This window comes from Gluconacetobacter sp. (assembly GCF_047721585.1).
Classification (GTDB): domain Bacteria; phylum Pseudomonadota; class Alphaproteobacteria; order Acetobacterales; family Acetobacteraceae; genus Gluconacetobacter; species Gluconacetobacter dulcium.
In genome coordinates this window covers 24337-39932 of sequence record NZ_JBDNXE010000023.1, presented here as the reverse complement: position 1 = coordinate 39932, position 15596 = coordinate 24337, and the positions used below count along the sequence as shown (strand labels likewise).

The 15596-nt window shown below is 62.1% G+C and carries 13 protein-coding genes and 1 pseudogene; 6 read left to right on the top strand and 8 right to left on the bottom strand.

All coding sequences use genetic code 11. From position 1 onward, the window contains the following. The first annotated feature begins 860 nt into the window (after positions 1–860). From ABF821_RS06625 to ABF821_RS06610, 4 genes are all read left to right on the top strand, one after another. Positions 861–1097, top strand: coding sequence for a type II toxin-antitoxin system Phd/YefM family antitoxin (locus tag ABF821_RS06625; RefSeq protein WP_415529465.1), 237 nt, complete (start codon positions 861–863; stop codon positions 1095–1097). Position 1098: 1 nt separating this feature from the next. Continuing rightward, positions 1099–1548 carry a type II toxin-antitoxin system VapC family toxin gene (locus ABF821_RS06620; protein WP_415529464.1) on the top strand — a complete coding sequence of 150 codons (450 nt, stop codon included), beginning with the start codon at positions 1099–1101 and terminating at the stop codon, positions 1546–1548. 167 nt (positions 1549–1715) lie between these two features. Further along, positions 1716–1946, top strand: a complete 231-nt coding sequence (locus tag ABF821_RS06615) for a hypothetical protein (RefSeq protein WP_415529463.1) — start codon at positions 1716–1718, stop codon at positions 1944–1946. After that, positions 1947–3635: a recombinase family protein gene (locus tag ABF821_RS06610; protein ID WP_415529462.1), complete on the top strand. Its 1689-nt coding sequence runs from the start codon at positions 1947–1949 to the stop codon at positions 3633–3635. Between the two features lie 190 nt (positions 3636–3825). Here the strand turns inward: ABF821_RS06610 and ABF821_RS06605 are convergent, their stop codons facing one another. Both ABF821_RS06605 and ABF821_RS06600 read right to left on the bottom strand, forming a co-directional pair. Beyond that, on the bottom strand, positions 3826–4539 hold the full coding sequence (locus ABF821_RS06605; RefSeq protein WP_415529461.1) for an aspartate/glutamate racemase family protein: 714 nt from the start codon (positions 4537–4539) through the stop codon (positions 3826–3828). Further along, positions 4536–5096 carry a LysE family translocator gene (locus ABF821_RS06600; protein ID WP_415529466.1) on the bottom strand — a complete coding sequence of 187 codons (561 nt, stop codon included), beginning with the start codon at positions 5094–5096 and terminating at the stop codon, positions 4536–4538. Before ABF821_RS06600 ends, ABF821_RS06605 begins: the two co-directional genes overlap by 4 nt. A 165-nt stretch (positions 5097–5261) precedes the next feature. Between ABF821_RS06600 and ABF821_RS06595 the strand changes: the two genes are divergently transcribed. Next, on the top strand, positions 5262–6731 hold the full coding sequence (locus tag ABF821_RS06595; protein WP_415529460.1) for a PLP-dependent aminotransferase family protein: 1470 nt from the start codon (positions 5262–5264) through the stop codon (positions 6729–6731). A 315-nt stretch (positions 6732–7046) separates the two neighbouring features. On the opposite strand, the gene ABF821_RS06590 is transcribed toward ABF821_RS06595, so the two are convergent. Next, complete coding sequence (locus ABF821_RS06590) at positions 7047–7919, bottom strand: LysR family transcriptional regulator (RefSeq protein WP_415529459.1); 873 nt, start codon at positions 7917–7919, stop codon at positions 7047–7049. 99 nt (positions 7920–8018) lie between these two features. Here ABF821_RS06590 and ABF821_RS06585 point away from each other — a divergent pair, with 99 nt between their 5' ends. Then, a complete protein-coding gene (locus ABF821_RS06585) occupies positions 8019–9446 on the top strand; it encodes an MFS transporter (protein ID WP_415529458.1) in 1428 nt (475 codons plus the stop codon). A gap of 149 nt (positions 9447–9595) precedes the next feature. On the opposite strand, the pseudogene ABF821_RS06580 reads toward ABF821_RS06585, so the two are convergent. From ABF821_RS06580 to ABF821_RS06560, 5 genes and pseudogenes are all read right to left on the bottom strand, one after another. Next, a pseudogene (locus ABF821_RS06580) lies at positions 9596–9787 on the bottom strand (transposase); the annotation flags it as partial. 131 nt (positions 9788–9918) lie between these two features. Next, on the bottom strand, positions 9919–11214 hold the full coding sequence (gene glcF, locus ABF821_RS06575; protein ID WP_415529457.1) for a glycolate oxidase subunit GlcF: 1296 nt from the start codon (positions 11212–11214) through the stop codon (positions 9919–9921). Between the two features lie 5 nt (positions 11215–11219). Beyond that, on the bottom strand, positions 11220–12440 hold the full coding sequence (gene glcE / locus ABF821_RS06570; protein WP_415529456.1) for a glycolate oxidase subunit GlcE: 1221 nt from the start codon (positions 12438–12440) through the stop codon (positions 11220–11222). 12 nt (positions 12441–12452) lie between these two features. After that, complete coding sequence (locus tag ABF821_RS06565) at positions 12453–13943, bottom strand: FAD-linked oxidase C-terminal domain-containing protein (protein ID WP_415529455.1); 1491 nt, start codon at positions 13941–13943, stop codon at positions 12453–12455. Beyond that, the gene (locus tag ABF821_RS06560; protein WP_415529454.1) at positions 13940–15562 is read right to left on the bottom strand and encodes an L-lactate permease; all 1623 of its coding nucleotides are present in this window, start codon (positions 15560–15562) and stop codon (positions 13940–13942) included. The genes ABF821_RS06565 and ABF821_RS06560 overlap by 4 nt, the downstream gene beginning before the upstream one ends. Positions 15563–15596 lie beyond the last annotated feature (34 nt).

Below are 15596 nucleotides of genomic sequence, written 5' to 3'. Positions count from 1 at the left end.
CAGCGGGATTCTCATCCTGTTTGACGTATTTCTCATCCTGATTGTCGCACCGCACGTTGCTTTTTCTCGCCGGACGCGTGACGATGACCAGTCGGTCAGGCCGCGTTTCGCTCGTCTCCCACCGGACCGTTTCCCCGACTGGAAAGCCGCCCCGATGCTTCGCATCGGGCCACGAAAAGGAGAACACACCCTACGCACTGGCCTGCGGCGGTTTGCTGCCAATTTTTGCGGGTGCGTTCCGGGTAAGGTCACTGAATGGGTGATCGGAATGGCGGATTTCCGGTATTGCCCGAGAGTGCGGATTGAGTGCGCGGGGTCGATGGCCTCGCCCTTTACTTCCTGCGCCTTGAGCCATGTGGATCGGCCCGGTTCCGCTGCTGTTCCTGGCTCCGGGCGAGCGCAGCGCGGGAGCGCCGTAGGCCGTCCGTCGGACGCCGGAGCGGGGGCTGATAGGGCCACCATAAAGGCATGACAGAAGCAGCGACGGCGCAGCCGACGCCTTCTGCTCGCGTCGCGGAGCAGCGCGTTGTCCTGGCAAAAAGCGATTGGGCTGGAAGGTAGATTGAACGACTTGCGGTGAGACGGAATCCGGAAAATAAGGGCCGGAAAGGGGAATAATTAAGAGCGCAAGATAAAGCAAACCGGCACTCTCCGCGCGGGTGCCCGGATTTTGTTTTGTCTGCACATGGGGTTGAGGTGGTTTTGTGGAGTGCCGTCGTTTCAGGAGGGGTGAGCCGGTCTTTTCCAGAAATGGCGGTAAAGCAAGCCTTCCGCTGGCACTATGCGCCAAATGCAATGGTTTTTCTGGCGAGGGGGATATGATCGTGCTAATATGACTACTGTAGTCACAGGAGGCTTCGATGCAGGAAATCCAGATCAGGGACGCCAAGGCCAATCTATCGGCGGTGATCGATCACGCCACGCAGGGGGAACCGTCGATCATCACGCGCCACGGTAAACCTACGGCGGTCGTGCTGTCCTATGAGGAATACCGCCGGTTGAGCACCGTCCCTTCATTCGGTCGGTTGCTGATGTCCATTCCCGACGGGATCGAGACGGAGCGAGACGGCGAAGGTCTGCGGGACGTGGCGTTCTGACGTGTATCTGCTTGATACGAACGTCATTTCAGAGGCCGCGCCGTCGAAGAAGGCCGCCAGTGCTGATCTGCGCCGCTGGATGGACGCGAACAGTGACAGGCTGTTCCTTAGCGTCATCACCATTGCGGAGATCGTTGCCGGGATCGAGAAGGTAAAACGCGCGGGGCATGAGGCAAAAGCCGGACGGCTGGACGAATGGCTGGCGACACTCGTGCATCTCTACGCGCGGCGGATATTGCCGGTTGATCTGCCTGTGTCGCAGGCGCTGGGACTGCTGACCGATCAGGTGCGGGCGCGTGGACATGATCCACAAATGGGTGATCTTACGATTGCCGCGACGGCCCGCGTTCATGGCCTGACCGTCCTGACCCGTAACGTGCGACATTTCCAGTTGCCCGGACTCGTGGTGGTCAATCCCTTTGAAGAGTTGCCGGGCGGCCCACTCTTTTAAACGTGATCGGACCGTCCTTTCTTCGCTTGTTTTCTTTTTGGACGCCAAGGCTACGCTGCTTATATCTCTAATACTCCGCACGGTTTTTCTGTCTGTTGCGGGAGTTCTTGCCTTAAACTGCCTATAGCGTCGAGGTTTGTCCTTTCCAGCGAGGAAAGGGCGCAACCATGACGCAGACGGAACCCGGCGGCATTGTCCCGGCGAACGATAACGGGCCGGTCGATCCTGACGCCAGGGCGCGGGTTGACGCACTGGTGTTTGCCCTGGTGGCAGCGCTGGGCCGCCAGATCGCCCGTGAAGAATTCGCCCGCCGGAAACACGGACGGGCCGCCAACGACAACCTTCCTCTTCCCGGCTTTCGTCCGGGCGGGAAGGACAGGCCGGAAAGGGAAGAGTGAATGACCCGCGTAGCTCTTTATGCCCGCTATTCGTCCGATAATCAGAGCGGGGCCTCCATAGAGGACCAGTTGCGGCTGTGCGATGAAATGGCCGTCCGCGAGGGCTGGCCCGTCGTGCAGACCTATCGGGACGCGGCGATCTCCGGGGCCAGCATGATCCTGCGGCCCGGCATTCAGGCTGTGCTTGAAGACGCCCGGAATGGCGCGTTCGATGTGCTGCTGGCGGAAGCGCTGGACCGCATCTCGCGCGATCAGGCCGATGTCGCCACCCTGTTCAAGCATCTGCGTTTCGCGGGGGTGAAGATCGTCACTTTGGCCGAAGGGGAAATCTCGGAACTGCATGTCGGCCTCAAGGGCACCATGAACGCGCTGTTTCTCAAAGACCTCGCTATGAAGACGCATCGCGGGCTGCGCGGTCGTGTCGAGAAGGGGCGGTCTGGTGGTGGCCTCTGCTACGGCTATGACGTGGTGAAGCGTCTGGACGCCAATGGCGATCCCGTCACCGGAGAACGTAGCATCAACGAACCCGAGGCCGAAATCGTCCGTCGCATTTTCCGGGAGTTCGCTTCCGGCAAGGGACCGAAGAGCATTGCCCGCGACCTGAACGCGGACGGCATCGCGGGACCGCTGGGCCGGTCATGGGGCGGAACCACGATCAGGGGGCACGCCTCGCGCGGGACGGGGATTATCAATAACGAGCTTTACGCGGGTGTGCTGGCGTGGAACCGGCTGCGCTACATCAAAGACCCCAACACCGGCAAGCGGGTGTCACGCGTCAATCCCGAGGATCAGTGGATCAGGACCGAAGTTCCGCACCTGCGCATCGTCCCTGATGATCTGTGGCAGGGCGTGAAAATCCAGCAGGAAAAGATCGCCCGGACGATGGCGGCGCGTGAGGCCGCTAACGATGACGGCAAGGCGCACGCGCGGCGCATCCACGCCGGAAAGCGGCCCGCCTCGTTGCTGTCCGGGCTGATGACCTGTGGTGTCTGTGGCGGCAAGGTGGGGATCATCGTCAACAGCCGGTTCGGCTGTCTCAACCATCATCGCGGGATGCTGTGCGCCAATAACCGTACCATCCGCAAGGACGTGATCGAAGCCCGCGTGTTGTCGGGCCTGACGGAGCGTATGGCGTCGCCCGACGCCGTGGCGAAAGCCGTCAAAGCCTATCACGAGGAAAACAACCGGCTGAACCACGCGCGCCGGGCGCAGGCAGCAGCGGACCGCAAGGCGCTGGACAGGATCGAGCGGAGCGTGGCGGGCATCCTGCGGGCGATTGAGGACGGGATGTATCAGCCCGTCATGAAGGCGCGAATGCAGGAGCTTGACCGCCAGAAGGCCGACATCATGGGTCGCATGGCCGACATCCCGGCGGACCTGCCGGATGTGAACCCCAACGTGTCGGAGCTTTACCGGACGAAAACCGCGCGACTGGTCGAGGCTGTGAACGACCCGGAAGGGGGCAGGGAGGTGGCGCAGGCCATTCGTGCCCTGATTGGTGGCGTTGTGCTGACGCCCGGCCCGAACCGGGGCGAGGTTCACGCGAGCCTACGCGGCGAACTGGTGGCGATCCTCGATCTGGCGAACGGGAGCGCGGCCCGTCGTACCCAAGGCGCTAATGGCGCAAAGCCGGAATATTCCGCCCTTATGACAAAGGCCATTGCCAGTCCCCGCAACAAAAATTACTAAACAAAATCAATGACATAAAAGACGGCGCAAGCCGCCTTTCTGCGTTCCAGAGTACCAACTGGAATCATATAGGAATCAAACGGAAGCGAATTCACGCGTAGTTCCGGAGCGCGTGGGGTGTGGCGCGAGAGGGTCGGGAAAGGCAAGAATCGGCATCAGTGAATCTGATTTCAGAGCCGATCGCGTTGGATCACCCTTCATCGGGGAGCATTTTTTCCAAACTTATAGTCACGGCTGCCTCAGCATGGATCGATGTGGTGTCATAGAATGGCACCGGGCTGTCGTCAGGAGCGATCAGAAGCATGATTTCAGTGCAGCCCAGAATGATCGCTTCCGCCCCACGACGTTGCAGCCGTTCGATGATGGCGCGATAGGCTCGGCGTGAATCCGGCAGGACACGCCCCCGCACCAGTTCCTCGTAGATTACCTGATGGATGGTTCGGCGAACGTCTTCGTCCGGAACAAGCACGTCGAGATCATGTCGCTCCGTCAGGCGTCCCTTGTAGAAACTCTGTTCCATCGTGAAAGCCGTGCCCAGCAGCCCCACCCTGCGCAGTCCGTCCGCTCGGATGCGTGCGGCGGTCGGGTCGGCAATGTGCAGCAAGGGGATATCGATCGCCGCCTGCACGTTGTCTGCCATGCGATGCATGGTGTTCGTGCAGATCATGACGAAATCCGCGCCGCCACGTTCGAGCCGACGTGCGGCCTCGATCATCCGGTCCGTGGCGTCGTCCCAGCGATCCGCGCGCTGCAGATTTTCGATTTCGGCGAAATCGAACGACCACATCAGGCACCGGGCGGAATGGAGCCCACCCAGCCGCCGGCGCACGCCTTCATTGATGAGGCGATAATAGACGGCGGAGCTTTCCCAACTCATGCCGCCGATGAGGCCAATCGTTTTCATCGTGTCGCGGCCTCCTGTACCAGAGGGTAAAGCGACGCCACCAGCAGCAGCGCCATACCGATATTGAAACCGCGCAGGATCGCGGGGCGTGTCAGCCACCGCCGCATGCTGGCGCCGAAGCCGGCCCAGAGGCTGACGGTCGGCAGATTGATCGCCCCGCAGATCAGGCAGGCGACCAGCAGGTTGAACAGGAAGTCCTGGCGAGGCGTGTAGGCGGAGACGATACCAACCGACATGACCCATGCCTTCGGGTTGACCCACTGAAAGCCGACCGCCTGAAGAAAACCGATCGGTCGCGCGCCGCTGATCGACGACGCGCTCGTACCTGATGTCGCGATCTTCCAGGCGAGCCACAACAGGTACAGCGCGCTGACATATTTCAGCACCACGTAGAGCAAAGGGAGCCGGTCGAAGAGGCCGCCCAGCCCGACGCCAACCAGAGCGATCATGAAGACGAACCCGATACAGACGCCCAGCATGTGTGGTACCGTCCGCCGGAATCCATGATTGAGCCCCGATGCTGCGAGCATCGTGTTGTTAGGACCCGGCGTAATCATTGCCACGAGCGCGAACACAGCCAGAGGTCCGAAACTGTTCCAGATGGCCGGCATCGGCGAGTCTCCGTTTGCGCCAGTGGGAGCAACTGCACTATTGCCGATTCAGCCGGAACAGAACCGGTACAGTTAAGCCAAATTCTTGCAAACTGTTCTGGAGGTTCGACCGTGCCAGTTGATCGCAGCCGCCAATCCGCGTTGATGCCGCGCTGGCAACCCGTCCGCGATGGCGACCGGACGCTGGTCGCCCAGCTTGAGGACGAGATCGCCGGCCGCATCGCCGATCATGTCCTGCGCCCCGGCAGTCGCCTCCCGTCGGTCCGGCGGATGGCGGAAGCCGCCAGCATCAGCCGCTTCACCGTCATAGAGGCGTACGAGCGGCTGGTGGCGCGTGGCCTCGTTGAACCGCGTCACGGGTCCGGCTATTTCGTGCGAACGCGCGCCGAGGCGCCCTTTGTCGCCGATGCGGCGTCGGTCGCTTGCCCGCCACCCTCCCGCCTTGACGTGGCCTGGCTGCTGCGTGGCATGTTCGGCAACGGCTCTCCCGTGGAGATTCCGGCCGGTGCCGGCCTTTTGCCGACGGGTTGGCTGGATGCGGGGCTTGTTAATGCCGCCATTCGTGCGGTGGGTCGCACGGCGGATGACGCGTTTCTCAGCTATGGGGACCCGCGCGGCTATACGCAATTGCGCGCGCAACTGGCATCCATTCTCCAAAGCCAGGGGATCGCGGCGCACCCGGATCAGCATCTGATGACGACGGCCGGGGTAACACAGGGGCTGGATCTGATCCTTCGTCTGCTTGTGCAACCGGGCGATACGGTTTTGGTGGAGGACCCCGGCTGGTTCCTGATCTTTGGGCGGCTTGCGGCCTATGGCACGCGGATCGTCGGCGTGCCGCGCGGTCCGGAAGGGCCAGATATGGAGGCGCTTGACCGGCTGGCGGCCACGTATAGGCCCAAGCTGTTCCTGATCAACAGCGCCGTGCATAATCCAACGGGCCATACGCTCATGGCGTCCGCAGCGTATGACGTGCTGCGACTGGCGGAAAAACATGATTTCCTGATCATCGAAGATGATACCTATGCGGACTTTCATCCGGGTGCCCCGATCCGGCTTGCCGCCCTGGATCGGCTGCGGCGTGTCATTCTTGTCGGCGGCTTTGCCAAGACGCTGGCGGCGGGGCTGCGGGTCGGCATGCTGGCCGCATCGCCGGACCTGATCGCGCGCCTGACCGACCTGAAGCTTCTTGTGGGCCTGACGACCCCGAACCTGGGGGAAAGCGTCGTGCATCATCTTCTGCGCGAGGGTCATTACATGCGGCATCTTGCCCGCGTCCGCCAGCGCGTTGACGAAGCCCGGCATCGCTGCATCGAGGCCCTGACCGAATGCGGCCTGACGTTGCCGCATCTGCCGTATGCCGGCATGTTCGTCTGGGCCGATTGCGGGCGGGATTCAGAAGGCGTGGCGCGCCATGCCTCGGAGCACGGCGTCCTGCTGGCGCCGGGCTCCCTGTTCTCTCCGACACAGGCCCCATCGACCATGCTGCGTTTTACCGTGAGTATCGCGGATACGCCGAAACTGTGGCCGGTGCTGAGGACTGTCCTTATGCGAGAAACAGATGGCGCCTGGCCGATGTGACCGATATTGGGGCTGCACCGGAGAACGGTCGTGACCATGCGGTGGCGTGAAAAAGTGAGTTAAATCTGTCGTTTGTGCTCGCAACCATCTCGGATTGCGGATTCCTCAATTTGAGAATCAATCCTGCCTCAGTAACCGTGAATTCCTTTTTTGAATACAGACGCTTAGGCCGCCATAAGGACGGTCTTTTGCGTTTCTATACCCACAACTGGAATCATATAGGAAACAGTCGGGAGAGAATTCCTGCGTAGCAGGCGCGCGCGCGGAGTGTGGCGCGAGAGGGCTGAGAAGGGCGCGAATCGGATGTGACCTCTTCTACAGGAGGTTCGACCCGAGATCGGACTTTGAAACGGAATCGACGATAAAATCTGTCACGGTGCGGATCGATGCCGCGTGTTTCAGATCTGCGTGGACGACGAGCCAGATTTCCCTTGAAAACGCATCGCCGTCGAAAGGCAGGCGTTCCAGGGCCGGGTCAGTATCGCCGAGGAAGCACGGCAAGCCGGCAACGCCAATACCTGTGCGTGCTGCGACGTGTTGACTGGTGATGTCGCTGACTTCGCAGACGATAGGACGTGATCCAGCCACCGCCAGAAGCCAATGTTGGTGCGGCATATCGGCATATTGCGCGTCATAGGCGATGAATTCCCACGCCGCCGGTTGATGGCGGCAGGCGTAGTCGCGGCTCGCATAGAGTGCGAACGTCATGACTCCAAGCCTACGCGTCACGCTACTGGCCTCTGTGGGACGAGACAGACGCACCGCGATATCGGCTTCTCGGCGGCTTAACGAAACCTGTTGAGCCTGACTGGCAATGGAAAGCTGGATGTGAGGATGCCGCTTGTGGAATGTAAGAACCTGCCTGGCGAAGAAGTTGGTCGCGAGTACCGGTGGCGCGCTGACAGTGACCTTGCCGATGAAAGGCGATTGCGCGGCATGAACGGCTCTCTCTATCGCGAAGGCGCTTGCCTCCATTTGTGACGCAAGCCGGAAGATCTGCTCTCCCGTCAGCGTCAACCGGCATGATCGCGGCAGACGATCGATGAGTCTGACCTGCAATGCCGTTTCGAATGCCGTCAGTCGGCGGCTGACCGTTGCGTGGTCGACCTTCAAACGGCGCGCCGCACCGGACAATGTTCCTGTCTGGGCGACGGCGAGAAAATGACGGAGGTCTTCCCAATCGAACATCTGTGCGTTTTTCCCAGTATGGATGAGAATTATATAGAATTTACGCACCGAGTGTCGATCCCTGATGGTGTTCACACACTGGGCAGGGAATAGGTCTTCATGTTTCGCGTATCGATTGGGCAGTCCAGGCTTGTGCAGGTGGCGTCATGCCTTGGTTTTGTGGTCGTTCTGATGGATGTCAGCGTCGTCAATGTGGCGCTGGAAGCGTTGCGCGCCGCCTTTCGGGCCGACATGAGCGGTCTGCAATGGGTCGTCAACGCCTATACGCTGGCGTTCGCGGCACTTCTGCTGACTGGCGGGGCGCTCGGGGATCGGCTCGGCGCCCGGCGTGTCTTTATGGCTGGGTTTTCGCTGTTCACACTCGCATCGCTTGGATGCGGTCTCGCTTCTGACTTACGGGCACTGATTTTAGCCAGATTCCTGCAAGGAATCGGGGCCGCACTCTTGGTTCCGAATTCGCTCTCCTTGCTGCGTCAGGTCTTTCACGACCCCGAAGAACGCAATCGGGCGGTGGGATGGTGGGGCGCGGGCGGTGGAATCGCGCTCGCCGCAGGGCCGGTCGTGGGTGGGTTTCTGATCGCTGTAGCTGGTTGGCGCGCAATCTTTCTTGTCAATCTGCCGATCGGTATGCTTGGTCTATGGCTGACCGCGCGTTATGCGCCGACCTCTCCGAAACATCCCAATCATGGGCTTGATCTCGCCGGTCAGATCACGGCTGCTTTTGCACTCGCGGGCCTGACAATGGCTTTGACGGAAGCGAGTGTCCGTGGCTGGACTGACCCGGTTATCGTTGCGGGTCTTGTTGCGGCAATGTTGCTCGGAGTGCTGTTTCTCTGGCTGGAAATTGGTCATCCATCCGCGATGCTGCCTTTGGTCCTGTTCCGAGACAGGACGCTCCGGAGCGCCACGGCGATCGGTTTGATCGCCAATCTCGCATTTTATGGCGGCGTCTTCATTCTGAGCCTTTATTTTCAGGCAGTCCGGCACTATTCGCCGCAGAGGACCGGATTGGCCTTTTTGCCGATGATGGCCACGCTGGTGATCATGAATGTCATTGCCGGTCGGGTCGTCGGTCGCATTGGCCCGCGTCGTCTGACGGCGATTGGCATGAGCATATCGGCGCTCGGCTATGGCCTCCTGCTGCCGGTGTCGGCGGCGGGTTCCTATTGGTTGCTCGCTGTTCCCATGCTGCTGGCAGGTGGCGGCATTGCGCTGACCATTCCCACGATCACCAACGCGACGTTGACGTCCGTTCCCCATGTCCAGGCCGGGATCGCGTCCGGACTTTTGAATTCCGCGCGGCAGGTGGGCGGTATGATTGGAGTGGCTATCTTCGGATATTTCGTTCGTTCACAAGAGACAGTTCTGTTCATGAGGGGGATGCATACGGCGATTATTTTCACGGTCGCTCTACTGATTCTCGGAACAGTCATTGGTCTCGCCGGTATTCGGTCAGTTTCTGGCCAAAGCACAGAAAGGAAGAACCTCCATAGTATGCAGAGAAATGCAAACGTTGCCGAGGGCTGATCCGCGTGATTGCCAACAAGCGATGTGGATGTATTTGCTAATATCTGAATCTTCTCTGTGTTGAGTCGATGTCACGTAATTGTCGTGTTTACGGATTCAACTTCTTCGATCTTTGGTGTTTGATCGCAGCCTGCGTCGGGCGGCCCTGGCCTTGGAGGTGGATCCGCACGCCCGCGTTCCAGCCGGTTCAGCGTGCTCTTGCCTGCCAGTGTCGCCAGGACCGGATCATGCCGAAGTTGATCGTGATCGATCAGATCCTCATACCCAAGCGCAATCCCCGCCACGCGCTGGAGCACCAGGGAACGAACGTCATGCGCGACACTCTGTTTGCATCGGGGTTCCGGTCTCGCTCGCGGATTTTCCTTTTTCAACAAGAGCGTTCGCCGATTTCTGAGCCCGATGTGCCTGCTCGTGTGAGATATGCGGGATCGTTGGCCGCGTCCCGACTGGTGGTCCTCGGATGACGGGCAGGTCATCCCGCCGGTGACGGGGTCAATGCTGGTGGTTTTGGCCCCCCGGTCGCCCAATCAAGGAGTTCGACGGTATGGACGACCGGCAGGCCCGTTCCGCTGGCGATCTGCGTTATGCAGCCAATATTGCCGGCCGCGATGAAATCCGGCGCGGTGCTCTCGATATTGACGACCTTGCGATCGCGCAGGCGGGTCGCGATGTCTGGCTGCAACAGATTATATGTTCCCGCCGAACCGCAGCAGAGATGGGGTTCGGGGGGCTCGACGACATCGAAGCCGGCCTCTTGCAACAACTGTTTCGGCTGCTGCATGATCCGCTGGCCGTGTTGCAGCGAACAGGCGCTGTGGTAGGCGACCCGGTGCTTCATGGGCTGGACGGGGGGCAGCAGGCCGATTTCGCTCATGATCTCGGTCATGTCGCGGGCCAGCGCCGAAATGCGTCGTGCGGGCTCGGCGAGTTCCGCATCTTCCCGAAACATGAAGCCGTAATCCTTGACGGTCGTGCCGCAACCCGAAGCGTTGATGACGATCGCATCGAGGCCGTCCGCCTCGATCTCCCTGGTCCAGGCCAGGATGTTGGCGCGCGCGAAGGCGCGACCGTCCTGGCCGAGATGGTGGGTGAGGGCGCCGCAGCAGCCAGCCCCCCTGGCCACCACGACCTCGCAGCCATGGCGCGTCAGCAGGCGGATCGTCGCCTCGTTGATCTGTGGGGCGACCACCTGCTGGGCGCAGCCGTTGAGAAGGGCCACCCGCCGGACCCGTGGTGCTTCCGTCGGGAATGACTGCGGCCGGTCGACGGGCGATGGCGGAGGCACCCGGGAGGGCGCCAGGCGCAGGCTTGCCGCCAGCCGGGCTGGCAGGACAGGCGCGAACGGCCTGGCGAGCTTCGTCGCGCGCAGCGCGAGGCGGAAAAGACCGGGCCGGGGCAGGACCGCGCCGAGCAGCCGGCGCAGAGTGCGGTCCATCCACGGTCGGCGATATGTCTTCTCGATATGGTCCCGCGCATGATCGACGAGGTGCATGTAGTTGACCCCCGAGGGGCAGGTCGTCATGCAGGCGAGGCAGGAGAGGCAGCGGTCAACATGCTTGACCACCTCCGTGGTGGCCGGCCGGTCATTTTCGAGCATGTCCTTGATCAGGTAGATGCGACCGCGTGGACTGTCCAACTCGTCGCCCAGCAATGTGTAGGTGGGACAGGTCGCCGTGCAGAAGCCGCAATGGACGCATGAGCGCAGAATCTTCTCGGATTCCCGGGTATTTGGATCTGCGAGCTGAGCTGGGGAAAAATTCGTCTGCATGGTGTTTATCGACCCTCCCACATGCGACCCGGATTAAGGATGCCGCCGGGGTCGAAGCCCTGTTTGATGCGGCACTGAAGCGCATCTATCGTCGCGCTGGCTGGCTCGAAGACGGGTGTCGTGGCGCGCAGCGCCTCCGGCGCGACCACGAGCATGGCGTGACCGCCGACCTGGCCCATCGCGGCGCGAATGATTGCCGCGCCGCCGTCGGGGCCGGCGTCCTCCGCATCGAGGTTCAGCCACACAAGTCCGCCGCCCCAGTCGAACAGCGTATCGGCGGAAGCCAGTCGGGCACGTATCGCCTGTACGACGGCGCCGGCCCTGGCGGGCGTGGGACAGAGCCGCCATAAATAGCGCTCCCGCCCCGCGACCAGGGACTCTACGGAGGCGATTTCCGTCCACAGTCGTTCGCTCGCGGCTGCGTCGAGACGGTCGCCATGACCAAGCAGCTTCTCAAGTTCGGCGGCGCGGTAGATCACTGAGGGCGCCGGGCCTTCAAGACGCAGCGCGGTCGCGCCGCCGAGGCCGTTCGCCACCGCATCGACGCTGGAGCGGCGGGCGGCCGGGCTGGGCAGGTGTGCCGCGCCCGAAACCTCGTGAGGTGTGTTGAGAGCCCGCAGCATGGTCGGGATCGCGATGTCGTCGGCCAGCCCGTGCAGAAGCAGGGTACAGGAGGTCTCGGGCTTCGGCATGACCTTCAGTGTGACCTCGGTCAGCAGAGACAGCGTGCCGAAAGCGCCGGCCTGCAACTTGCACATATCGTAACCAGTGACGTTCTTGACGACTTTCCCGCCGGCCTTCCAGGCGTCCCCACGCCCGTTGATGGCGGCGAAACCGAGGAAGAAATCGCGCGCCGCCCCGGCGCGCAGGCGTCGCGGGCCGGAGAGATTGCAGGCCAGCACGCCGCCCAGTGTCGGCTCGGCATTGCTTGCGAGCAGTTTGCGCCAGTCGGGTGGCTCGAATGCCAGCATCTGCTGCTGGTCCGCCAACTGGCGCTGGATGTCCGCCATCGGGGTGCCGGCCCTGGCGGTCATGACGAGTTCCGCCGGCTCGTAATCGACGATGCCGCTGAGCCTGGAGACGTCGAGCTGATGGTCGGTCCGTGGCGGCCGCCCGAGTGCGCGCTTGCTGCCGCCGGCGACGATTTCGAGCGGATGGTTTTCCGCCATCGCCCAGCCAATCATGTCTTGCGCCTCGGCGTCGTTCGATGGTCGAAGGACGATCATGGTCATCCCTCCTCAGAAGCGTGGCAGGTCGGGAAAACGCAGATTCCCGGCATGCACATGGACGCGGCCAAGCTCCGCGCAGCGGCAAAGCTGAGGAAATACCTTGCCCGGATTAAGCAGGCTTTCAGAATCGAAAGCGCATTTCAGCCGGGTTTGCTGATCGAGGTCGCTGTCGTTGAACATCGTGCCCATCAGGTCGCGTTTCTCGACGCCGACCCCGTGTTCTCCGGTCAGCACGCCCCCGACCTCGACACAGAGCCGAAGGATGTCGTTGCCGAAATCCTCGGCGCGCTGCAATTCGCCCGGCCGATTGGCGTCATAGAGGATGAGCGGATGCAGATTGCCGTCGCCGGCATGAAAGACGTTTGCGACGCGCAGTTTATATTTCGCCTCCATCTCTTCCATGCGTTGCAGCACAGTGCCGATCTGCCGGCGTGGGATCGTCCCGTCCATGCAATAATAATCGGGCGAAAGCCGGCCGACGGCGGGAAATGCCGCCTTCCTGCCGGCCCAGAACAGCAGCCGTTCCGCCTCGGACTGGCTGGCGCGGCAGCTTGTCGCGCCGTGCCGGCTGGCGATCGCCTCGACCGCCGCGATGAGATGGTCGATTTCGGCCGCGCAACCGTCGAGTTCGATGATGAGCAATGCCGCCGCATCGAGCGGATAACCCGCGTGGACGAAGGCTTCGGCCGCCTCGATCGCCAGGTGATCCATCATTTCCATGCCGCCGGGAATGATGCCGGTGGCGATTACCTCGGCAACGCAGTGGCCAGCGCCCTCGATGGTTGCGAAACCGATCATCAGGGCGCGGGCGCCCGGCGGCTTCGGCAGGATGCGCACCGTGATCTCGGTCACGACGCCGAGCATGCCTTCCGACCCGACGAGGACGCCGAGCAGATCATAGCCCGATGCATCGAAATGCTTGCCGCCGAGGCGAATGATCTCGCCGTCCATCATCACCAGTTCGACACCGAGGACGTTGTTGGTGGTCAGGCCGTATTTCAGACAATGCACGCCGCCGGAATTCTCCGCGACGTTCCCGCCGATCGTGCAGGCGATCTGGCTTGAGGGATCGGGGGCGTAATAGAGACCCTGTGCCTGCACGGCCTGGGAAATGCCGAGATTGGTCACGCCCGGCTGCACCACGATGCAGCGGTTTTCGACATCAATCTCGAGAATGCGTTTGAACTTGCCCAGTCCGAGCAGAATGCCGTCCTGTAGCGGCAGCGCGCCGCCGGACAGGGAGGTGCCGGCGCCGCGCGGCACGACCTTGATCCGATTGGCATGGCAATAGCGCAGAATTTCGGAGACCTGTGCCGTTGTCTCCGGCAGGACCACCACCATCGGAAGCTGGCGGTAGGCGGTGAGGCCATCACATTCAAAGGCGCGGCGTTCGGACGCGCTGTCGATGACACCTTCGCCGGGCACGATGCGCCGGAGCGCATCGACGATTTCGGAACGACGGGCCAGCACGGCCTCGTCGGGAGCGGGCATCCTGATCATCGTCCGACTCCCAGGGTTGGAATGATCCAGGGAAACAGGAACTGCTGTCCCGCGACGATGATGCTGAGTGCGAGCGTCACGATGATGCTATGCCAGAAGGTGCGCGCGAAAACGACACCTTCCTGCCCCTTCAGCCGGGTGACCGCGACGCCGGTCGCTATGTTCTGCGGCGAGACCATCTTGCCCATGACGCCGCCCGAGGAGTTGGTCGCGGCGAACAGGACCGGATCGAAATGGAGCTGATGGGCAGCGACGACCTGCAGATTGCCGAACAGCGCGTTGCCGGACGTGTCGCTGCCTGAGAGCAGGACGGCAACCCAGCCCAGGAAGGGTGAGAGGAAGACGAACAGATGGCCGGTGGACGCCACCGCCTTGCCGAGTGTGTAGGCCATTCCGGAATAATTCATCAGATAGGCCAGACCGATGATCAGCATCACGGTGATGACGGCGAGCCACGCCTGACGCAGGGTCTGGCCGATGCAGGCGATGAAATCGGCCAAGGACAGTCTGACGATCAGGGTGGTGATGAGGGCGGAGATCAGGATTGCTGTACCGGTCGTCAGTGGCTGGAATACCCACACGGCGGCGTAGGGCCTGCTGTCGTAGAGCGTGATCGCGATCGCATTGTCGAGGCCCGGCCAATGGATCTTCTGCTCACCGACCAGGAAAACGCCGAAATGCGTCCAGAGGATCACGACGGCGGAGGCGATCAGCCAGGGCAGCCATCCCTGCCAGGACGCGACGGTGCGCGTCGGGGCCTGCACATTCAGGATCGAGGCGTCGATGGCGAATTCCGGGTCCGGTGCCGGACGCCATGTCCTGAGGAATATCAGGGTGGCGCCGAGCGAGCCGAGCGCGGAGAGCACGTCGGTCAGGGCGTAGTCGAGATAGTTCGACGACACGAACTGCGAAAGGGCGAAGCTGCCGCCGGCGACGAGAAGAAGTGGCCAGAGCGCCCGCAGGGAACGCCTGCCGCCATAGAGGGCCATCACATAGAAGGGCAGGGCAATGGCGATAAACGGCAATTGCCGCCCGATCATGGCCGCGAGCGTGTGAGCCGGGAGCCCCGTAACGGCTCCGAGTACGGTCACGGGTACGCCGAGCGCGCCAAAGGCGACGGGCGCGGTGTTGAAGATGAGCACGAACACCAACGCTTCGAGCGCGGGGAAACCGACAAGGATCAGGAGCGAGCTTGTGATCGCCACCGGCGTGCCGAAACCCGAGACGCCTTCGAGAAGGGCACCGAAGCAGAAGCCGATGACGACGAGCACGACGCGCCGGTCATTGGGAAGGTTCGTGAGCAGCCAGGCGCGGAACGCATCGAAGCGGCCCGACTTGACTGCGATGTTGTAGAGAAGGAGCGCGCTGAGCACGATCCACATCACCGGCCACAAGGCGAAGACGGCGCCATTGAGCACGGCATCGGCGGCAAGTCCCACAGGCATCCGCCAGACCGCGACTGCCGCGATCAGGCCGATGGCCAGCCCCGCAAGCGCGGCCTCCCAGGCGGGCCGGCGCAAGATGCCGAGAAGGATCAGCACGGCGAGAACCGGTAGGACCGCGACGATGAAGGATAGGCCCAGGCTGCCGCCGACAGGCGCCAGAATTTGCTGGAACACGGAGGTCTCTCCCTTTGAACATTTCTTTTCCCGT